At 58.9% G+C, this 19390-nt stretch carries 20 protein-coding genes and 1 tRNA gene; 9 read left to right on the top strand and 12 right to left on the bottom strand.

Annotated features, from left to right (window positions below; translation table 11 throughout):
- Positions 1-416: 416 nt before the first annotated feature.
- Complete coding sequence (locus tag ACSAMM_RS00665; RefSeq protein WP_457789046.1) at positions 417-989, top strand: RNA polymerase sigma factor; 573 nt, start codon at positions 417-419, stop codon at positions 987-989.
- Between the two features lie 597 nt (positions 990-1586).
- Here the strand turns inward: ACSAMM_RS00665 and ACSAMM_RS00660 are convergent.
- Positions 1587-1673: transfer RNA gene (locus ACSAMM_RS00660), tRNA-Leu, on the bottom strand.
- A 254-nt stretch (positions 1674-1927) separates the two neighbouring features.
- Positions 1928-2323 (bottom strand): hypothetical protein, encoded by a 396-nt coding sequence (locus ACSAMM_RS00655; protein ID WP_457789044.1) that lies wholly within the window; start codon positions 2321-2323, stop codon positions 1928-1930.
- 240 nt (positions 2324-2563) lie between these two features.
- Here ACSAMM_RS00655 and ACSAMM_RS00650 point away from each other — a divergent pair, with 240 nt between their 5' ends.
- Complete coding sequence (locus ACSAMM_RS00650; RefSeq protein ID WP_457789042.1) at positions 2564-2794, top strand: hypothetical protein; 231 nt, start codon at positions 2564-2566, stop codon at positions 2792-2794.
- Between the two features lie 168 nt (positions 2795-2962).
- Here ACSAMM_RS00650 and ACSAMM_RS00645 read toward each other — a convergent pair whose 3' ends face one another.
- The 6 genes from ACSAMM_RS00645 to ispD all read right to left on the bottom strand — a co-directional run bounded on the left by ACSAMM_RS00645 (position 2963) and on the right by ispD (position 7108).
- Entirely contained in the window at positions 2963-3622 is a 660-nt protein-coding gene (locus ACSAMM_RS00645; RefSeq protein ID WP_178721895.1) for a sigma-70 family RNA polymerase sigma factor, read from the bottom strand.
- Positions 3619-4068, bottom strand: a complete 450-nt coding sequence (gene spoIIAB / locus ACSAMM_RS00640) for an anti-sigma F factor (RefSeq protein ID WP_457789040.1) — start codon at positions 4066-4068, stop codon at positions 3619-3621. Before spoIIAB ends, ACSAMM_RS00645 begins: the two co-directional genes overlap by 4 nt.
- On the bottom strand, positions 4055-4402 hold the full coding sequence (locus tag ACSAMM_RS00635) for an STAS domain-containing protein (RefSeq protein ID WP_457789038.1): 348 nt from the start codon (positions 4400-4402) through the stop codon (positions 4055-4057). Before ACSAMM_RS00635 ends, spoIIAB begins: the two co-directional genes overlap by 14 nt.
- A 222-nt stretch (positions 4403-4624) precedes the next feature.
- Positions 4625-5917, bottom strand: a complete 1293-nt coding sequence (locus ACSAMM_RS00630; RefSeq protein WP_457789036.1) for a bifunctional folylpolyglutamate synthase/dihydrofolate synthase — start codon at positions 5915-5917, stop codon at positions 4625-4627.
- Positions 5914-6399 carry a 2-C-methyl-D-erythritol 2,4-cyclodiphosphate synthase gene (gene ispF / locus ACSAMM_RS00625; RefSeq protein ID WP_178721888.1) on the bottom strand — a complete coding sequence of 162 codons (486 nt, stop codon included), beginning with the start codon at positions 6397-6399 and terminating at the stop codon, positions 5914-5916. The genes ACSAMM_RS00630 and ispF overlap by 4 nt, the downstream gene beginning before the upstream one ends.
- Before the next feature lie 7 nt (positions 6400-6406).
- Positions 6407-7108 carry a 2-C-methyl-D-erythritol 4-phosphate cytidylyltransferase gene (gene ispD, locus ACSAMM_RS00620; protein WP_457789034.1) on the bottom strand — a complete coding sequence of 234 codons (702 nt, stop codon included), beginning with the start codon at positions 7106-7108 and terminating at the stop codon, positions 6407-6409.
- Positions 7109-7418: 310 nt separating this feature from the next.
- Between ispD and ACSAMM_RS00615 the strand changes: the two genes are divergently transcribed.
- The 6 genes from ACSAMM_RS00615 to ACSAMM_RS00590 all read left to right on the top strand — a co-directional run bounded on the left by ACSAMM_RS00615 (position 7419) and on the right by ACSAMM_RS00590 (position 12560).
- Complete coding sequence (locus tag ACSAMM_RS00615; RefSeq protein WP_457789032.1) at positions 7419-7910, top strand: ACT domain-containing protein; 492 nt, start codon at positions 7419-7421, stop codon at positions 7908-7910.
- 89 nt (positions 7911-7999) lie between these two features.
- Positions 8000-9238, top strand: a complete 1239-nt coding sequence (locus ACSAMM_RS00610) for a homoserine dehydrogenase (protein WP_457789030.1) — start codon at positions 8000-8002, stop codon at positions 9236-9238.
- A 16-nt stretch (positions 9239-9254) separates the two neighbouring features.
- Positions 9255-10193 carry a homoserine kinase gene (thrB, locus tag ACSAMM_RS00605; RefSeq protein ID WP_178721882.1) on the top strand — a complete coding sequence of 313 codons (939 nt, stop codon included), beginning with the start codon at positions 9255-9257 and terminating at the stop codon, positions 10191-10193.
- Between the two features lie 2 nt (positions 10194-10195).
- Positions 10196-11401, top strand: coding sequence for an aspartate kinase (locus ACSAMM_RS00600; RefSeq protein WP_457789028.1), 1206 nt, complete (start codon positions 10196-10198; stop codon positions 11399-11401).
- Between the two features lie 204 nt (positions 11402-11605).
- Complete coding sequence (locus ACSAMM_RS00595; RefSeq protein WP_178721879.1) at positions 11606-11848, top strand: hypothetical protein; 243 nt, start codon at positions 11606-11608, stop codon at positions 11846-11848.
- A 103-nt stretch (positions 11849-11951) separates the two neighbouring features.
- Positions 11952-12560, top strand: coding sequence for a hypothetical protein (locus ACSAMM_RS00590; RefSeq protein ID WP_178721877.1), 609 nt, complete (start codon positions 11952-11954; stop codon positions 12558-12560).
- A 295-nt stretch (positions 12561-12855) separates the two neighbouring features.
- Here the strand turns inward: ACSAMM_RS00590 and guaB are convergent, their stop codons facing one another.
- The gene (gene guaB, locus ACSAMM_RS00585) at positions 12856-14328 is read right to left on the bottom strand and encodes an IMP dehydrogenase (protein WP_457789026.1); all 1473 of its coding nucleotides are present in this window, start codon (positions 14326-14328) and stop codon (positions 12856-12858) included.
- 146 nt (positions 14329-14474) lie between these two features.
- Positions 14475-14804, bottom strand: a complete 330-nt coding sequence (locus ACSAMM_RS00580; RefSeq protein ID WP_457789024.1) for a helix-turn-helix domain-containing protein — start codon at positions 14802-14804, stop codon at positions 14475-14477.
- A 155-nt stretch (positions 14805-14959) separates the two neighbouring features.
- On the opposite strand from ACSAMM_RS00580, the gene ACSAMM_RS00575 reads away from it, so the two are divergent.
- The gene (locus ACSAMM_RS00575) at positions 14960-15208 is read left to right on the top strand and encodes an AbrB/MazE/SpoVT family DNA-binding domain-containing protein (RefSeq protein ID WP_457789022.1); all 249 of its coding nucleotides are present in this window, start codon (positions 14960-14962) and stop codon (positions 15206-15208) included.
- A gap of 1101 nt (positions 15209-16309) precedes the next feature.
- Here ACSAMM_RS00575 and dnaJ read toward each other — a convergent pair.
- Both dnaJ and dnaK read right to left on the bottom strand, forming a co-directional pair.
- On the bottom strand, positions 16310-17455 hold the full coding sequence (dnaJ, locus tag ACSAMM_RS00570; protein WP_444052962.1) for a molecular chaperone DnaJ: 1146 nt from the start codon (positions 17453-17455) through the stop codon (positions 16310-16312).
- A 98-nt stretch (positions 17456-17553) separates the two neighbouring features.
- On the bottom strand, positions 17554-19374 hold the full coding sequence (dnaK, locus tag ACSAMM_RS00565; protein WP_457789021.1) for a molecular chaperone DnaK: 1821 nt from the start codon (positions 19372-19374) through the stop codon (positions 17554-17556).
- Between the last annotated feature and the right edge of the window lie 16 nt (positions 19375-19390).

Here is a 19390-nt window from a genome sequence, read left to right as displayed (position 1 = left end):
GTTAAATTTGACTTTATATTTTATATTTCTATTTATTATATATATTTAAATGAGTATATTTGACATAATATTTAAAATTTGCTAAAATTTGCTAGGTATACATGGCAATGATAGGCGTATAATTTGCTAATCTAGTGATAATAACTGGGGATGGTTATTATCACTCAAAAAATACGTCATAGTAAAGACTTGGGCAAGAATCTGAGGTCTTTAAGAATTGAAGCAGGTTTAACTCAAGAAGAAACCATAATTAAGATGGAGCTGATGGGCTTAAAACGTCCCGAGAAATTTACTCGCAGATGGAGATGGGGATATATAATATTTTTGGATAGACGAGTTAAAAGCTTTGAAAGAGATTTTTCATACTTCGTATAACAATATTTTTGATATTTATGAATAATTTTTGGTGATATAAAATGGATAAACTGCTTTATATACAGTATCAAGAAACTTGGAATCAATATTATCCGAGAATAAAAAATTTTATTGCTTATAAGTTGGAGCAATATCCTGCATATATAGAAGATTGTTGTGAAGAGGTATTTGAAATATATTTAAACACCTTGTTGAAGGGTAATAAAATTGAAAATACTTCTGCATGGCTTTATAAAGTTGCAAGGAATATGGCTATAAAATTTCAAAAGAAAATTATCAAAGCGACCCATTCTTCTATTAGTTTAAATGATGATACTTTTTATCTGGAAACACCTGTTGTGGAATATGATTTCATAGAAGAGAGCGTAAAAAATAAATTTTCTGAAGATGAGTTAATCCAGTTGGTGAGCGAGACATTATCGGACGCAGAAAAAATATGGTTTCAAGATTTTTTTCTGGAACCCAAAGATATTTCAGTATTAGCTAAAGAACAGAATATTTCAATAGGTGCTGTTTATAAAAGGAAACGGGTATTGAGAACCAAATTAGAAAGCAGTATCAAGAAGGTGCTAATGAATATTGAAAATGAAATTTATTGTACTTACAAAACGTGATATGTGAAATCCTTTTACTGGCGTCCAACTACACACTAGACTGATATTTGGAGTTGACTATATGCCATATATTGTGGTATAATGTTTTTGTAATTGATTTTTATGCCGTCCTATCCGAGACTATGGTGAATGAGACCCGTTTTTCGAACAATTTTGTCGAAAAGCGGGTCTTGTTTTATGCCTGAAACCCTGATAAATCAGGCTTTGTTTGACTTGCCGCTTTACTTGTAACCAGTAAAACGAACATATCTCTCAGGTTAATTCAACTGCAAAAAAATAAGAAAAGCGTTAATGGGTTCGTGATTATAAACCTAATACTGGTTACTCATTCACGTTAAACGATGCTGACCACTGCATGCAGGTAAGTGGAAGCACCAATCAAAAAAATACCCTGCTTAAAAATGAGAATTCCGGGTTCAGAATAGAGCCGTTTTCATTTTCACCTTGTAATTCTCTATTTTTTACTTTTTGGTGTCTCATTTTTCAAAAGAGAACAGACCTCAAAAAATAGCTTAAGTGCTCAGTTTACAGCACAGAAAAAGAGGCCGAAATTTGGATGTCTCATTTTTGAGTTCCAAATTTCGACCTCTATTCACATGGTGCGGATAAGAGGACTTGAACCTCCACGACCTTGCGATCATTAGAACCTGAATCTAACGCGTCTGCCAATTCCGCCATATCCGCATATCGTGTTCCTTAGAATTTTTACACGGTCAAGAAACGTAATACCGAGGACGGGGCCAGCTGAAATGCATCAGCGCAAATACCCTAATCGCCATTTTTGCGGTCAGCTTAATTAGTTGCCCTCTCAAGCGACGTACATTATTATAGCGGGTGTTCTATCAAATGTCAAGAGGTTTTTGGAGACTGGTAAACTTTTTTAGCTTTCCCACGGAATATATAAAATCCAATCCACAGCCGCTGCAAAATCTAGCCGTTTATCCAGGCGCGGCGTTTGTTCCCCCTCCCGCAGCTGGCCAGGCGGACGTGCATCCGCCCTGGCCGCCGGCCTCAAGGAAGAATATGCAGGGGCCTGATTTCAAAGCCGCGGAATTCCAGTTCCGCCGTTTCATCTTTCTTCTATCTCGCCGTCCTCCATCATATCCACCGCAATCAGGCGACTGACCGGGAATCCTAAGGACAAACGAGCGCAGAGCCATCCGGTCGATGCGATCCAGCAGCTTTTCCAGTTCCTCCGGGGTGGACACGCTACCCCGCAGCCAAGCAGCGTGCCCGTCGAAGACGTACGTCCCGCCGAACACCTCCCCGATCTGCCGCCAGTCGGGGAAGGCCGAAGCCTTGGAGACGGTCTCTCCCAGCGGCCGGCGGCCCACAATTTTTCCACCTTATCCTTGTACCTCTTATTAAGTTCGGCACGGCGTTCCAGCGATGTGTGGCCCCAGGGGTCCTCTTCCTCCCCCAGCTGTGCGAACACGCATTCGTCTCTCCTATAGACGCCCAGCGCCACCTGGGGCGCGTTCTTGGAGAAGCAGTTGTCCTCATGGGCGCGCGCCTCGTCCCTCCAGAACTGGTCGATATCCTGTCGCAGCGCGCAGACCGCCGGAATGGAATGCATGGCCTTCAACTTTACCCTTCCAGAGAACGAACATGTCCGGCTGCGGCCGGTAACCACGTATACCCATCTCCCGCATATCCGGCTACTGCTGGACGAATTCCATCGGGAATGGCTGACCGGACAGCTGGATCTCCTCAAGAGCGTGGGGCTTTTTCTATGGATTCTCTTTGGCTTTCCTAAGGAGCCCCAAGAGAGCAACCCCATATTCGGCGGATTAAGGAGTATGTAACCGATCATCTCGACGAGAGAATCACCGTGGCGAACGCGGCTGCTTTCGCGGGGCTCAGCCCCGTGTACTAGCGGCCCCTTATAAACCGCAGAGGCGCCGTCGGATGGCAGCGCCTCTGTGGTTTCGGGCGAATCGGCCCTTTCCTTTTCTATTACCCGCCCCGGGCGGTTAGCTAATCAGCTTCTTCCGCATCTGCTCGAGGATCACCCGCTCCCGGCGGGACACCTGCACCTGGGTCATCCCCAGCTTGTCCGCCGTGGCCTGCTGGGTATGCCGATTGAGATACCGCAGCACGATGAGGGCCCGATCCCGGGGATCCAACTCCCCCAGTACCTGCTGGAGGGCCAGATGATCGGTGATGCTTTCCTCCGGCGGGGAAACGGGCACGTCGATTTGATCGCCGTCATCCTCCTCTCCAGCCCGGGTCAGGGAAAGGGGCGGCAGCGAGGCCCCGAGGGCCTCGGCGGCCTGCTCAGCGTCCACTCCCAGCAAATCCGCCAGCTCGCCGATGGTGGGCTCCCGTCCCTCGCGGTGAATATAGCCCTCCCTCTCCCGTGTGGCCCGCAGGGCCAGCTCTTTGAGGGAGCGGCTCACCTTGACCGTCCCCCCGTCCCGGAACAGCCGCCGCATCTCCCCCAGAATCACCGGCACGGCATAGGTGGAGAATTTCAGTCCCCGGCTTTCATCGAAGCCGTCCGCCGCCTTGACCAGCCCCATACAGCCGGCCTGAAACAGGTCGTCGTATTCCATTCCCCGGCCGGTGAACCGCTTGGCGCAGGCATGTACCAGCCCGATGTTAGCGCAGATCCACTCTTCCCTGTCATTCAATTGGTCTTCGCCTGCCGTTCGCGGGGCGCTATGTATTTCTCGAGAGTCACCACCGTCCCCTTGCCCTTGCGGGAGGTCACCTTCAGCTTGTCCGAAAAGCTCTCCATCACCGAGAAGCCCAGTCCGGAGCGCTCTTCCCCACCGGTGGTGAACAGGGGCTCCATGGCCTGTCGGATATCCTCGATGCCGCAACCCCTGTCCCGGATTTTAATCACCACCCTCCCTTCCGGATACAACCGCGCCTGCAGGATGATTTCCCCGATCGCGTCGGGATACGCATGCACAATGCAGTTGGTGACCGCCTCGGACACGGCGGTGCGGATGTCCGCCAGCTCGTCCACCGCGGGATCCAGCTGCGCCACAAAGGCCGCCACCGCCGCGCGGGCAAAGCCTTCGTTGGCCGAACGGCTGGGAAACGATAATTTCATCTCATTATTTGGCTTCATTGGTTGATTCCTTCCTTTCCGCGCTCTGTGCCTGCAGGATCCCCAATTTTTCGAGCCCCGCCAGCCGCATGACCTTATCCATCCGCTCGGAGGCGCCCACCACCTGCATCGCGCCCCCCATGGCTTTCATCAGCCGGTACCGCCCCATGATCAGGCCGATCCCCGAGCTGTCCATGAAAGACAGGCTGCTGAAATCCAGCGTAAGCGTCCTGTATTTTCCCCGTTCCAGCTCGGCGTCGATCCTGTCCCGCACATCCCTGGCGGCATGATGATCCAGCTCGCCCAACAGGAAGACGGTTAGCTTGTCCCCTTCCGGTTGCATACGAATCCCCATGGTTCTTCCTTTCCTTTCCCTATCCCTGCGGCGTCCAGAAAAAGGATACACCGCATTAGTATGCGCAACAAAAAAACTCCTATCCAACATGATAGGAGTTTTTCTCTGCGGATTCCTGAGAATCCCGCCGTCTTATTTTGTCTCTTTCCCGCGAAATTTAGCAACTATTCGTATATATTCTGAATGGATATACCGCGCGTATTTACCATTATCCTCTCCGTACTAGGACAGGCGTCCCTCCCGCATGTCCAGCAGCAGAAGAGGCCGCAGCTCCGCCGCCAGGAAGAAGGAGCCCGCGACCAGCAGATCGCCGCCGTGAGTCAGCTCCTCCGCCAGCCGGAGAGCCTGGCGCGGGCTGCCGGCCGTGCGGACATCCCCGCAGCCGGGGCGCAGCTGCTCCGCCAGTTCCTCGGCGGGCAGCGCCCGGGCGTTGGCCGGGGCGCAGCAGACGATATGGGCGCACAGGGGGGCCAGCAGGGCGGCGCAGGCGGCCGTGTCCTTGTCCCCCAGCATCCCAATCACCATGGTCAGCCCGCCCTGCGGCCGGTGCCGCCGCAGGGTGTCCGCCAGGGCCGCCACCCCGTGCGGGTTGTGAGCCCCGTCCGCCAGCACCAGCGGATCCGGCCGCAGCACCTCCTGCCTGCAGGGCAGACAGGCGCCGGCCAGCCCCGCCGCAACCGCTTCTTCTGTAAAGACATAGCCCTTGCCCCTCAGGCAGTCCACCGTTTCCAGCGCCGTCAGGGCGTTGTCCCGCTGAAACGCCCCGGTCAGGGGCAGGGTATAGCGCTTCTCCCCATAGGCGAAAACCGTCCGGCCCAGCGACGCTTCCAGAAGGGGGGCCGCCCCGGTGCCGGGCTGCCGGACGGTCAGCCCCTGCCGGGCGGCGGTCTCCCAGATGACGGCCAGGGCGTCGGGATCCTGATCCGGCGCGGTCACCACCCCGCAGGGGGCCTTGATGATGCCGCATTTGTGGGCCGCAATTTCCTCCACCGTGCCGCCCAGCCAGGCGGTGTGATCCAGGGCCACCGGGGTGATCACCGCCGCCAGGGGGGCGTCGAACACATTGGTGGCATCCTCCCGGCCGCCCATGCCGCATTCTATCACGCAGAGATCCGTGTTTCTCTCGGCAAACCAGGCCAGCGCCAGCAGGGTGGTCAGCTCGAATTCCGAAAGCCCCCCCGCCTCCCCCATATCGTTCTGTAAAGCGCGAAGCCTGTCCACCCATCCGGCGAAAGCCGCCTCCGGGATGGCCTCCCCATCCACGGTGATGGTCTCCCGCAGGCCGGTGACGGCCGGGGAGGAAAACAGGCCGGTGGCATATCTCGCCGCCGTGGCGATGGCCTGCACCATCCGGGCGGTGGAACCCTTGCCGTTGGTGCCCGCCACGTGGACCACCCGCAGGCGCCGCTCGGGATGCCCCAGCAACTCCAGTCCCCGGCGCATCCGGTCCAGCCCCAGCTTCATGCCGCCCGGCTTTAATTCCTCTATATACTGCAGGGCTTCGACGCAGGTCATGCGGATTCCCCCCGCGCTTCCAATAAGCAGACGGCGTGGGCGGCCATGCCCTCCCCGGCGCCGGTAAAGCCCAGCCCCTCCTCGGTGGTGGCCTTGACACTGACCTGCTCCACGTTCAAGCCGCAGGCGGCGGCCAGCTTCTCCCGCATGGCGGGGATATAGTCCTTGAGCTTGGGCTTCTGGGCCAGCACGGTGGCGTCGATGTTCTCAATCCGGAAACCCGCGGCTTCCACCGCCACCGTCACGCGGCGAAGCAGCACCAGGCTGTCGGCGTCCAGAAACGCCGGATCGGTATCGGGGAACATCCCCCCGATATCCCCCAGAGCGGCCGCCCCCAGCAGGGCGTCCGCCACCGCGTGGGCCAGCACATCCGCGTCCGAATGTCCCAGCAGGCCCTTTTCATAGGGGATTTCCACCCCGCCCAAAATCAGACGGCGGCCCTCGACCAGCCGGTGCACGTCGTATCCATGACCGATTCGCATATTTATCTCATTCCTTTCTCTGCCGGAGGATGCCTTCCGCGAAGGCCACATCCTCCGGGGTGGTGATCTTGATATTGGCGTAGTCCGCCTTCCACAGGCGCACAGGACAGCCCAGCCGTTCCACCAGCTGGCAGTCGTCGGTGAATTCCAGGCCCTCGGCCTGCGCCTGCCGCAGGGCCCGCAAATAGGTCTCCTTTTCAAACACCTGGGGCGTCTGTACGTTCCACAGCCGCCGCCTGTCGGGGGTGGAAACGATAAAGCCGGCCTCGTCGGCCACTTTGACAGTGTCCTTGACCGGCACCCCGGCCGCCGCGCCGCCCCATTCCATGGCCGCGGCAATCACGCCGTCGATGACCGCTGGGCGCACGAGGGGGCGCGCCCCGTCATGAATGGCCAGATACGCGGCGCCGGCATCGGCGGCGGCCACCCCGCGGGCCACCGACTGCTGGCGGGTTTCCCCGCCCGGCAGCACGCGGCGCACCTTGGCCGCTCCGTAGTCTTGGCAGAGGCGGGCAAAGGCTTCCACATCCTCCTCCCGGGTCACCAGCAGGATCTCGTCCACCCGCTGTGCCGCCTCAAAGGCGAGCAGGGTGCGGACGATGACCGGAACGCCGCACAAGGGAATGGTCTGCTTGGGCACGCCCATCCGGGTGGAGCCGCCCGCAGCCACAAGGATGGCCGAGGTAAACGGCCGTTGATTCTCCGACAAAGCTGCATGCCTCCCGTACTGTGTATAAGAGGTATCATAGCACACTTCTGGTCAAAAGGAAAGATTGCGGCATTTGCACCAAGAAACCGGCGCCGGAATGGGCAGGATGGTGCAAAACGCAGAAATGCGTCATTGCGAGAAAACCGGAGCAATCGGGAGATAATCGCATTTCCCTTTCATTTTTCCCGATTTTTTCCCTGATTTCGGACATGTACCCCCTTGAAACCGGACGCATACAATGCTATAGTGTATTTCACAGCGGAACACATGTGCGCCACCCGATTACACAGTCGAAAGGATGCGGCCGCCTATGCCACAACAAACGGACAACGACCCGCGGTTTCTCCTGGTGGACGAATCCGTGCTGCCCGAGGTGTTCGCCAAGGTGGTGGAAGCCAAGGATTTGTTGCGTTCCGGGCGGGCGTCCACGGCGGCGCAGGCCGCCCGGCTGGCCGGCATTTCCCGCACGGCGTTTTACAAGTATCGGGACGCGGTGTTCAGCTACGATGCCGGAAAAAGCGGGGGAATCGTTACGGTTCACCTGATTCTGCAGGACAATCCGGGTGTGCTGTCCGCCCTGCTGGCGGCGTTTGCCGACGCGGGGGCCAACATCCTGACGGTCAACCAGAACATCCCGGCGGGCGGCGTGGCTTCGGTGTCCATTTCGGCCCGCACCGACCGGCTGGCGATGCCGGTGGACGGGTTTGTCCGCACCTTGGGTGCCCTGCCGGGGGTGGAGCGGATCACCCGCCTGACGGGCGAGGGCATTACCGGGCTGCGGCTGGATATGCCGGGCGCGTGACAGCCAGTTTGCGCACGGGGGACGGCATCCCCTTGTCAGCTATATATCAGATAGGCGGCGACGCCTTTTAGAAAAGGATGGTCATCAGCATGGTTTATGTAGCGATTTTGGGTCACGGCGTGGTGGGTTCCGGCGTGGCGGAGGTGCTGCGCAAAAACGCGGACAGCATCGCCCACAAGGCGGGCGAACCCATCGAAATCCGGCGGATTCTGGATTTGCGGGAGTTTCCCGACCTGCCCTATGCCGACAAGTTCACCAAGGAGTTCGACGACATTCTGCACGATCCGGACATCCGCATCGTGGTGGAAACCATGGGCGGTCTCCACCCGGCCTACGATTTCGTGAAGAGCTGCCTGCTCGCGGGGAAGAACGTCGTCACCTCCAACAAAGAGCTGGTGGCCGCCAAGGGCGACGAGCTGCTGGAAATTGCGAAAAACAACAACCTTAACTTCCTGTTTGAGGCAAGCGTGGGCGGCGGCATCCCGATCCTCCGCCCCATCGACCAATGCCTGGCCGCCAACGAGGTGTACGAAATCGCGGGCATCCTCAACGGCACCACCAACTTCATGCTCACCCGCATGATCGAGGACCACATGTCCTTTGAGGACGCCCTGGCCCTGGCCCAGAAGCTGGGCTACGCCGAGCGGAACCCCTCCGCCGACGTGGACGGCCACGACGCCTGCCGCAAGATCTGCATCCTGGCCTCCCTTGCCTTCGGCAAGCACGTTTATCCCGAGCAGATCCACACCGAGGGCATCGGGAACATCACCCTGGACGACGTGAAATTCGCCGAAGCCTACGGCGGGGTTATCAAGCTCATCGGCCGGGTGTCCCGGCTTCAGGACGGCCGGGTGAGCGGCCTGGTCGCCCCCATGATTCTGCCCGGAACCAGCCTGCTGGCCGACGTCAACGACGTGTTCAACGGCATCATGGTGCGGGGCGACGCCATCGGCGATGTGGTGTTCTACGGCCGGGGCGCAGGCAAGCTGCCCACCGCCAGCGCCGTGGTGGCGGACGTCATCGACGAGGTCAAGCACCTGGGCGCGCGCAAATATCTGTTCTGGGAACGGGGCGCGGAAGGCTACGTCTGCGACTGGAAGGAAAACGCGGTCAGCGCCCTGGTGCGCTTCCGCTGCCCGGAGACCCACGCCGCCCTCGCGCAGGTCAACGCCGTGTTCAGCGGCGCGGCTATCGTCAGCGCGCCCCATGCGCCGGCCGATCAGCTGGCCTTCGTCACCCCCTCCATGACCGAGGCGGAACTGGATGCCAAGCTGGCCTCCCTGCAGAACATGACCCTTCTCAGCCGCCTGCGGGTCGCGGAGCTGTAAGGCGGGAAGGGTTGCCATGCTGAAAATTACCGTGCCGGCCTCCAGCGCCAACCTGGGTGCCGGGTTCGACGCCCTGGGCCTGGCCCTGACGCTGTATAACCGGGTGTGGATGGAGGAAGCCGACGGCTGCCACATCGCGGCCACCGACGGCGCCGCCATCCCCACCGACGAAACCAACATGATTTACGCCACCGCCCGCCGCCTGTACGAGCGGTGCGGCCACCCCTTCCGGGGGCTGCGGATCCTGCAGGAAAGCAACATTCCCATGACCCGGGGGCTGGGCAGTTCCTCCGCCTGCCTGGTGGCGGGCCTGTTGGGGGCCAACACTCTGATGGGCAGCCCCGTCTCCCCCGCTGACCTGTGCGATCTGGCGGCGGAGCTGGAGGGCCATCCGGACAATATCGCCCCCGCCATGCTGGGCGGGCTGGTCACCTCGGTGATGGACGGCGGACGGGTGCACACCGTGTCCGTGCCGGTGTCCGAGCGGATCCGCTTCGCCGTGTTCATCCCGGATTTTGAGCTGAAAACCGAGGTGGCCCGGGCCGCCCTGCCGACCGAAATTTCCCGGCAGGACGCGGTTTATAACCTGTCCCGCGCCGCCCTGATGACCGCCTCCCTCTGGTCGGGAAGCCTCGACAACCTGCGGGTGGCGGTGCAGGATCGGCTGCATCAGCCCTACCGGTTCCCCCTGATCCCAGGGGCGGAACAGGTGTTTTACACCGCCTACAGCCTGGGGGCTTACGCGGTGGCCATCAGTGGGGCCGGACCCTCCATTCTGGCCATTATCGAAGGCGGCAACGACGCCTTTGTCCCCCAGGCGGCCGCCGCCCTGCATGAGGCGGGGCTGACCGGCTGGCGGGTGGAGGTCTTCGGCTGCGACAGCCGGGGGGCCACGGTGGAATTCGGCGTCCCCAGTCCTATCGAGTCGACACAATCTGAACCGGAGGTTAACTAAGTATGCTGGTAGTGCAGAAGTTCGGCGGCAGCTCCGTCGCCAATGCCGAGAGGGTCTTCAACGTCGCGCAGATCGTCACCGATACCTATAAGGCGGGCAACGACGTGGTGGTGGTGGTGTCCGCTCAAGGCGACACCACCGACGATCTCATTGAAAAAGCCAAGGAAATCAATCCCAGCGGCAGCAAGCGGGAAATGGATATGCTGCTGTCCGCCGGGGAGCAGATTTCCATCTCCCTGCTGGCCATGGCCATCGAAAAGCTGGGCTTCCCGGTGGTCTCCCTGCTCGGCTGGCAGGCCGGGTTCCAGACCAACTCCACCTACTCCGCCGCCCGCATCAAGCGGGTGAACACCGAGCGGATCCGCACGGCGCTGGACAAAAAGCGGATCGTCGTGGTGGCGGGCTTCCAGGGGCTGAACCGCTTTGACGACATCACCACCCTGGGCCGGGGCGGATCCGATACCAGCGCCGTGGCCATCGCCGCCTCCATGCAGGCCGATTTGTGCCAGATTTTTACCGATGTGGAAGGCGTCTACACCGCCGACCCCCGCAAGATCCCCGGCGCCATCAAGCTGAAGGAAATCACCTACGACGAAATGCTGGAGCTGGCCACGCTGGGCGCCCAGGTGCTCAACAACCGGTCGGTGGAAATGGCGAAAAAATACAACGTGGAGCTGGAAGTGCTCTCCAGCTTGAAACGGGTGCCCGGCACCAAAGTCAAGGAGGCTGCGAAAATGGAACAAATGCTGATTAAGAGTGTGGCGAAGGACGCCAATGTGGCCCGCGTGATGATCGTCGGTCTGCCGGACGAACCCGGCATCGCCTTCAAAATTTTCTCCCGCGTGGCAAAAGCCCACATCAATGTGGACATTATCCTCCAGTCGGTGGGCCGCGACGGCACCAAGGACATCACCTTCACCGTCCCCGCCGACAAGGGCGACGACGCCGTGGCCTCCCTGCAGGAATACTGCGATAAGGTCGGGGCCAGAAGCATTTCCTACGATACCGGCGTGACCAAAATCTCGGTGGTGGGCGCCGGGATGGAAACCCACGAGGGCGTGGCCGCCAGCATGTTCGAGGCCCTGGCCGACGCCAATGTCAACATCCAGATGATTTCCACCAGCGAAATCAAGGTCTCCGTGCTCATCGCCTCCGACGATGCCGACCGCGCCGTCGCCGCCGTCCACAGCAAATTTTTCGAATCCTGATACCGCTCCTTTCCGCGGGCCGTTTCCCTTTCGGGGAAAACGGCCCGCTTATTTATTATTAGCAATAGATCGATCCGACGAATTTCTATTTGCACGACACCGGTTCTTGTTGTATAATTAAACCAGAAAATATCGGAAGGCCTTTTCACGCTCTACAAAATGGATAAAATATGCCATAAGGGGACGCACAAGATGCGCTACAACATGTTTAAACAGTACTTGGGCGGCGGTATGTGCCGGCGCTGCCTGAACCGTACGCTGCGCATCCGGCTGCGCCGTCAGGATTGTGTGTACCACCCCTATGAGCAGCTCTGCCCCGTGTGTGGGGACATGCGCCACATCGTCATGGACGTGCGGTTTTTCAGCCGTCCCCAATTGTGGAAAGCCAAAGCGGTGAAAGCCCCGGCGGAGCCGTCCGTTCCGGAAGAAACCCTGCTGCGGAAATAATCTTGTGGAAAAAGCGAAAATTCCCGGTTGAATTCGCGGATATTTGTGGTATACTGAGGATTGAACGTATCGAACCCGATTCGGGATACTGGAGGTATGCCCTTTGCGCGCAACATCCCTGACATGTAAGATTCTGATGTGGACCGTCCTGGTGATCAGCACGTTTTTCCAGGTGCTCGCCATGTTTGGCATCGGCCAGAACAACGCCACCGCGCTCGAGGCCGGCAAGGCGGATAAGGTGTACGCCCTGTGGCCCATGATCGCCGTGACCAGCCTGCTGGTCGTCGGCGTCATCCTGTTCATCTGCCTGCGCAAGCGGCCGTTTATCGGGCTGATTGTGGCGGCTGTGGCGGGGCTGGCGGCCGTGCTCATCGCTTTCGACCTGATGCGGGCCTTCCCCGCCCAGATCAGCGCCTCCGGCGGCGACACCGGCCTGAACACCTTCAAGATGATCTACCGTCATATGAGCCCGGCTCTCGTGCCGCTGCTGATGGTGCCCGCCTTTATCTGCGATCGCATCGTCGCCAAGCAGGAGCAGGCGCGGCTGGTCGCCGATGGCAAGGCCCGGTTCGACCTGTCCGGCGCGCCCCTGTTCAAGGATGGGGAAAGCACCTTGGGCCTCCCGCCGGAGGAGCAGACGGAATCGGCTTCCCGCAAGGAAAAGCGCTCCGTGCGCATTGCCCGAAAAAAAATGGAGAACGCCGAGCCCTGATATTTCCGTATCGACAAAAGGAACCCCCGGAAGCGTCTGCTTCCGGGGGTTCCTTGTCAGCTTGTCGAAAAAGTCCGGCTCACGCCGGCCGTTTACGCCAAGCTGAGCAAAAGTGGGGAAATCGTGCCGATTTTCCCCACTTTTGGCCGCCTGCGGGCGGGTGATCCGCTTCGCTCGACGCGGAGTGGGGAACCCTGACGGTTCCCCCTCCACACCTTCCCTTCCCTCCGATACCTTCTTTGACAGTCTGAAAAGGAACCCCCGGAAGCGTCTGCTTCCGGGGGTTCCTTGTTTCTTATTGACTGATGGAATAGTTGGGGGCTTCCTTGGTGATGTGGATATCGTGGGGATGGCTTTCCTTCAGGCCCGCGCCGGTGATCCGGATGAACTGGCCCTTCTGCTGCAAATCCTGGATGGTGGCGCAGCCGCAGTATCCCATGCCGGCCCGCAGGCCGCCCATCAGCTGATACACCGTGTCGGACACCAGGCCCTTGTAGGGCACCCGGCCCTCCACCCCTTCGGGAACCAGCTTCTTGTTGTCCTCCTGAAAATACCGATCCTTGCTGCCCTGGGACATGGCGCCCAAGCTGCCCATGCCGCGGTACACCTTGAACTGACGGCCCTGATAAATCTCCGTCGCGCCGGGGGATTCCTCGCAGCCGGCCACCAGGGAGCCGATCATGATCACATCCGCCCCCGCGGCGATGGCCTTGACCAAATCGCCGGAATACTTGACGCCGCCGTCCGCAATCACCGGGATGCCGTAACGGGCCGCCGCGCAGGCCGCGTCGTACACCGCCGTGATCTGCGGCACGCCGATGCCCGCCACCACGCGGGTGGTGCAGATGGAGCCGGGGCCGATGCCCACCTTGATGGCGTCGGCGCCCGCGTCGATGAGGGCCTCCGCCGCCGCCGCGGTGGCGATGTTCCCCGCGATGAGGGACACGTTCGGGTATGCGGCCTTGACCTTGGATACCGCCTTCAGAATGTTCTGGCTGTGCCCGTGGGCCGAGTCGAGAACCAGCGCGTCCACCTGGGCTTCCACCAGGGCGGAAGCCCTGTCCAGCACGTCGGAGGTGGCGCCGATGGCCGCGGCGCAGAGCAAACGGCCGTCCTTGTCCCTGGCGGACAGGGGATACTTGACCGCCTTCTCGATGTCCTTGATGGTGATGAGGCCCTTGAGATAACCGTTGTCGTCCACGATGGGCAGCTTTTCAATGCGGTGCTGCCGCAGGATTTCCTGCGCCTGCTCCATGGTGGTGCCCACCGGGGCGGTGACCAGGTTCTCCTTGGTCATGACCTCCTCAATGCGCTGGGTGAAGTCGGAAAGGAAGCGCATGTCCCGGTTGGTCAGAATGCCCACCAGCTTGCCATCGCGGCAGATCGGCACGCCGGAAATCTTGTATTTGCCCATCAGCTCGTTGGCGTCGGCCACGATGTGATCGGGAGAGAGGAAAAACGGGTTGACGATAACGCCGTTTTCGGAGCGCTTGACCCTGTCCACCTGATCGGCCTGGGCCTCGATGGACATATTCTTGTGAATCACGCCGATGCCGCCCTCGCGGGCCATGGCGATGGCCATGCGGGCCTCGGTCACCGTGTCCATGGCCGCCGTCATCAGCGGCGTGTTCAGGGTGATATACTTGGTCAGGCGGGTGTTCACCGCGATGTCTTTGGGCAGCACGTCCGACTTGGCGGGGATCAGCAGCACATCGTCAAAGGTGAGGCCTTCCTTCAGGAACTTCTCGCCGGCATTCGCATTTACCACGATTTTTCCTCCTTGATTTTTTAATTTGTCTTTAATTGTAGCATACCCCCCTTGGGAATATCAAGTGGAATTTTGGGGCTGTCTGTCGAAGGAAACTGGACAGGTAGACAACAAAACCCCGCCGCCGGTGCATCCGGCCGCGGGGTTTACAGTTTATCGAGGAGGGATTCAAGGTTTTCCAGTGCCACGGTTGCCTTTCTCAACGCAGATGCCGCAACAGCCAATTCTTTCTTAACATCATTTCGGTTAAGGGGAGCATCCGGTAAATCAATATCTAAAAGCGTGTCCGCAGATACTTTATAAATTGTCGCCAGTTTACGTAATATTGCCAAATCCGGTTCTATGGACCCTTTTTCATATTGAGAAATTGCCGATGATGAAACCCCGATCAATTCCGCAACGACTTTTTGAGTTAACTGATTCTTTTTGCGATGATATTTTAGGCGGGAACCCAAGGTTACTAATTTTGTTTTCATAGCCATAGTCCCACCTCCCTCGTTTTTTAATAGTATACTCTTTATAAAATAAGTATTGCTTCAATTTATATTTTAAAATTAAGCAACATTGACTTTTTTGGAAATTTTATGTATTATTACTTTACGATACTAAACGAAGGAAAGGCAGTGACCTTATGCAATCAACGGGAATTGTACGGAAAATAGACAATCTGGGGCGTATCGTTATTCCAGTGGAGCTGCGCCACCAACTGGATTTGGAGGATGGCGCGGCATTGCAGATATTCACCGATAACAACGAGATCATCTTGAGAAAATACGCGCCCTTCTGCATCTTCTGCGGAGAAGCCCGGGATCTTGTCAGCTATGAAGGCGTAAACATGTGCCTCGCTTGCGTAAAAACGATTGCCAAAAGGTACGGCTAAGCGGTTTTATTAGTCCTATCGGGTTGAGCGTTGGTATGCCGGGTTTCCTTACGGAAACCCTAGTACTACCCCGCGCTCCTTTCGCGCCTAAGCCGCGCCCGCCGTGGGGGGGAGACCCCCCACTAGAAGAACGGGGTGTCACCCCGTTCTTCATCCCCCCAAAAAGGTATAAATAAAGAAAAGAGGGGGGAGAAAAGAAAAAGCCGGCCAACAGACGCGCCCGCTTCGAGCGCGCTGACGCGCGTTAGTATACTTGAGCGATCACCCAAATTATACAAGCGAGTGTGGTCTCACCGTCTTACGACGCTGAGCCCTATCCATCGAAATGGATGGTTCTCAGAATCCCGCGGCTATCTTGCGTGGCGGCTTTGTAGGGGCGAGCATCGCTCGCCCGCGAGACAGCGCTCCCTCTCGCCCATACCCGCCAGCCTGTGGCGAGCGAAAGCCTTTCCCTCGAGGTGATTTCCCGCCTGGCGGGGAACAAAAGGGGGACGTCCGCGGCAGACAAATGGCGACGTCCGGCGGGGCCGGACGCCGGATGAGGTGGAAACCAGGATAAACTCCCGCCTCTGGTTTCCTTCCTATGGATTTCGTATGGGCTCGGCGGCCTAAGCCGACGAGACCGGCAGGGGCAGAGCATCCCCCCTTGTCTTTTGGTACTCCTCATGCAATGCAGCCCCAGGGAAGTTGGTCGCCCGACTTTCGCAACGTGTGGTCACGCAGGCGCGAGGCGGGGTTGGTAGAAAGCAGAACGGGCTGCCGCATGGTTATTAGCGGGCGTACTTGTGGGGACGCAGACGCTAAAAGTTTCTATTTTTTCTCTAAAGGGTCGAAGCCCGCAGCGACACAGGGGTTGCCGCGAGGATGTGAATTATTTTCACGCCGCCGGAAAGGTACCAGTAGGCTTTTTCTTTCTCCCCCATCTTTCTTTTTCACGCACGAAAAAGAAAGATGGGGTGCGGGCGGCTCACAGCCGCGAACGGCCCACGGGGTGGTACCCCGCATACCAACGCTCAACCCGATAGAGTTGTATTGCCCCTATCGGACGCAAACGCAAAAAAAGCCGATGCAGCATACGCCGCATCGGCTTTTTTCCTCTTACTAATTATTGAACGCGTCCTTGATTTTGTCGAAGAAGGAGCGGCGCTTCTGATAGTTCTTCTCGCCGGTGGCCTCCTCAAAGCTGCGCAGCAGCTTTTTCTGCTCGCTGGAGAGGTTCTTTGGAACCTCCACCACCACCCGGAACACCTGGTCGCCGGCGCCCCGCCCGTTGATATACGGGAAGCCCTTGCCTTTGAGCCGGAAGGTATCGCCCGGCTGGGTGCCCTCCTTGATGGTGTAGGACACGTTGCCGTCCAGGGTGGGAACGCTCACCTCCGCGCCCAGCGCCACCTGGGCGAAGGTCAGAGGCAGATCGCACCAGATGTCGTACCCATCCCGTTCGAAGATTGGATGGGGCCGCACCGACACCTGAATCTGCAAATCCCCCGCCGGGCCGCCGTTGATGCCGGCGTTGCCCTTGCCGCGGATGGTGATGACCTGCCCGTCGTCAATGCCGCCGGGTATGTTGATGCCGATGGTCACCGGCTTGCGCACCTGCCCGCTTCCCGAGCAGGTGGGGCAGGGGCTTTCGACAATTTTGCCCTTGCCGTGGCAGCGGGAGCAGGTGGTTTGGGTCTGAATGACCCCGATGGGGGTGCGCTGCTGCCGCCGCTCCTGGCCGGAGCCGTTGCAGTTGGGACAGGTCTTGACCGACGAGCCCTTTTTCGCCCCGCTGCCTCCGCAGTCGCCGCAGGTGCTGGTCAGCTGCACCGACACCTGCTTTTTGCAGCCTTTGGCCGCCTCTTCAAACGAGATAATCACCGAGGCCGCCACATCGCCGCCGCGCCGGGGGGCGTTGGGATTGGCGCGCCGGCCGCCGCCGGCCCCGCCGAAGAAGGAGGAGAAAATATCCCCCAAATCGAAATCCATCCCGTCGAACCCGGCGCCGCCGTAACCGCCCGCGCCGAAATTCGGGTCCACGCCCGCATGGCCAAACTGGTCATACCGGCTCTTCTTCTCCGGGTCGGACAGCACCTCGTAGGCCTCGTTGACCTCCTTGAAGCGTGCCTCCGCCTCCTTGTCCCCGGGATTTAGATCGGGATGGTATTTTTTGGCCGCCTGGCGGTAGGCTTTTTTGATTTCATCGTCCGAGGCGCCCTTGGAAATCCCCAGCACCTCATAATAATCACGCTTGTTGTCAGCCATTGTGGTCTATCCTCCATGCTGTCGCAGAGTCGCCGTATCACGGCAAGGGGGGCTGACGCAGGTATTCGCTGCATCAGCCCCTGTCGCTGTTTGTTCGATTACTGCACGTCGCCGCTGTAATACTCGCCGCCGTCGGCCGCCTGCCCGTCGGCGGGGGCGTCCGGGCCGGGAGCCGCGCCTTCGGGCGCGTTCGCCTTATAAATCTTCTCGGAAATGGCGTAGAAGGCTTTCATCAGATCCTCCTGCTGCGCCTTGATGGCCTCCACATCGTCGCCCTTCAGGGTCTCCTTGAGCGCGTCGATCTTGCCCTGCAGCTCCGCCTTGTCGGAAGCGTCCAGCTTGTCGCCCAGCTCCTCGATGGATTTCTCGCACTGATAAACCGCCTGGTCGGCGCCGTTGCGCACCTCGATCTTCTCGCGGTTGGCCTTATCCTCGGCGGCGTACTCCTCCGCCTCGCGGACCGCCCTCTCCACGTCCTCCTTGGACATGTTGGTGTTGGAGGTGATGGTGATGTGCTGCTCACGGCCGGTGCCCAGATCCTTGGCGCTGACGTTGACGATGCCGTTGGCGTCGATGTCGAAGGTCACCTCAATCTGCGGAACGCCGCGGCGGGCCGGGGCGATGCCGTCCAGCTTGAACACACCCAAAGACTTGTTGTCCTTGGCGAACTCCCGCTCGCCCTGGAGCACGTGCACTTCCACCTCCGGCTGGTTGTCGGCGGCGGTGGAGAAAATCTGGCTCTTCTTGGTGGGGATGGTGGTGTTGCGGTCAATGACCTTGGTCATGATGCCGCCCATGGTCTCCACGCCCAGGGACAGGGGGGTGACGTCCAGCAGCAGCAGGCCCTTGACCTCGCCGCCGAGCACGCCGCCCTGCAGGGCCGCGCCCATGGCCACGCATTCGTCGGGGTTGATGCCCTTGAAGGGCTCCTTGCCCATGAACTTCTGAATGGCTTCCTGCACCGCCGGGATACGGGTGGAACCGCCCACCAGCAGCACTTTATCGATCTGCCCAGCGGACAGGCCGCTATCGGACAGCGCCTGCTTGACCGGGCCCATGGTGGCGTCCACCAGGGAAGCGGTCAGCTCGTTGAACTTCGCGCGGGACAGGGTCATATCCAGATGCTTCGGCCCGGTGGCGTCGGCGGTGATGAAAGGCAGGTTGATGCTGCTGGTGGTGGAGCCGGACAGCTCGATTTTCGCCTTTTCCGCCGCCTCGCGCAGCCGCTGGAGGGCCATCTTGTCAGCCGAGAGATCCACGCCGGTGTCGGCCTTGAAGCCGGCGACCATCCAGTCGACAATCTTCTGGTCGAAATCGTCGCCGCCCAGACGGTTGTTGCCCGCCGTGGCCAGCACCTCCTGCACGCCGTCGCCCATCTCGATGATGGACACGTCGAAGGTGCCGCCGCCCAGGTCGTACACCATGATCTTCTGGTCGGTTTCCTTATCGATGCCGTAGGCCAGGGCCGCGGCGGTGGGCTCGTTGATGATGCGCTTGACCTCCATGCCCGCGATTTTGCCCGCGTCCTTGGTGGCCTGCCGCTGTGCGTCGGTGAAATACGCGGGGACGGTGATAACCGCCTCCACCACCTTGTCGCCCAGGTACGCCTCGGCGTCCTGCTTAAGCTTGGACAGAATCATCGCGGAAATTTCCTGAGGGGTGTAATCCTTGCCGTCCACCGTCACTTTGTGAGCGGTGCCCATTTCGCGCTTGATGGACGCGATGGTGCGATCCGGGTTAGAAACCGCCTGCTGCTTGGCCACCCGGCCGACGATGCGCTCGCCGTCCTTCTTAAAGGCGACGACGGAAGGGGTGGTGCGGGCGCCTTCCGCGTTGGGAATGACGACCGGCTCGCCGCCCTCGATAACCGCCACGCAGGAATTCGTGGTGCCTAAGTCAATACCGATAATCTTTGCCATGTCTATTACCTCCATT

The sequence above is a fragment of the Anaeromassilibacillus sp. SJQ-5 genome (assembly GCF_054108045.1).
Note: the sequence above shows the minus strand (reverse complement) of the source record. Positions and strands in the feature narration are given on the sequence as shown.

Bases quoted from the DNA above. Each gene is read 5' to 3' on its own strand.
- ACSAMM_RS00665 (WP_457789046.1), top strand. From the start codon at position 417: ATGGATAAACTGCTTTATATACAGTATCAAGAAACTTGGAATCAATAT.
- ACSAMM_RS00650 (WP_457789042.1), top strand. From the start codon at position 2,564: ATGGCCTTCAACTTTACCCTTCCAGAGAACGAACATGTCCGGCTGCGG.
- spoIIAB (WP_457789040.1), bottom strand. From the start codon at position 4,068: ATGAAGCCAAATAATGAGATGAAATTATCGTTTCCCAGCCGTTCGGCC.
- ACSAMM_RS00635 (WP_457789038.1), bottom strand. From the start codon at position 4,402: ATGGGGATTCGTATGCAACCGGAAGGGGACAAGCTAACCGTCTTCCTG.
- ACSAMM_RS00630 (WP_457789036.1), bottom strand. From the start codon at position 5,917: ATGACCTGCGTCGAAGCCCTGCAGTATATAGAGGAATTAAAGCCGGGC.
- ispF (WP_178721888.1), bottom strand. From the start codon at position 6,399: ATGCGAATCGGTCATGGATACGACGTGCACCGGCTGGTCGAGGGCCGC.
- ACSAMM_RS00615 (WP_457789032.1), top strand. From the start codon at position 7,419: ATGCCACAACAAACGGACAACGACCCGCGGTTTCTCCTGGTGGACGAA.
- ACSAMM_RS00610 (WP_457789030.1), top strand. From the start codon at position 8,000: ATGGTTTATGTAGCGATTTTGGGTCACGGCGTGGTGGGTTCCGGCGTG.
- thrB (WP_178721882.1), top strand. From the start codon at position 9,255: ATGCTGAAAATTACCGTGCCGGCCTCCAGCGCCAACCTGGGTGCCGGG.
- ACSAMM_RS00600 (WP_457789028.1), top strand. From the start codon at position 10,196: ATGCTGGTAGTGCAGAAGTTCGGCGGCAGCTCCGTCGCCAATGCCGAG.
- ACSAMM_RS00595 (WP_178721879.1), top strand. From the start codon at position 11,606: ATGTTTAAACAGTACTTGGGCGGCGGTATGTGCCGGCGCTGCCTGAAC.
- ACSAMM_RS00580 (WP_457789024.1), bottom strand. From the start codon at position 14,804: ATGAAAACAAAATTAGTAACCTTGGGTTCCCGCCTAAAATATCATCGC.
- ACSAMM_RS00575 (WP_457789022.1), top strand. From the start codon at position 14,960: ATGCAATCAACGGGAATTGTACGGAAAATAGACAATCTGGGGCGTATC.
- dnaJ (WP_444052962.1), bottom strand. From the start codon at position 17,455: ATGGCTGACAACAAGCGTGATTATTATGAGGTGCTGGGGATTTCCAAG.
- dnaK (WP_457789021.1), bottom strand. From the start codon at position 19,374: ATGGCAAAGATTATCGGTATTGACTTAGGCACCACGAATTCCTGCGTG.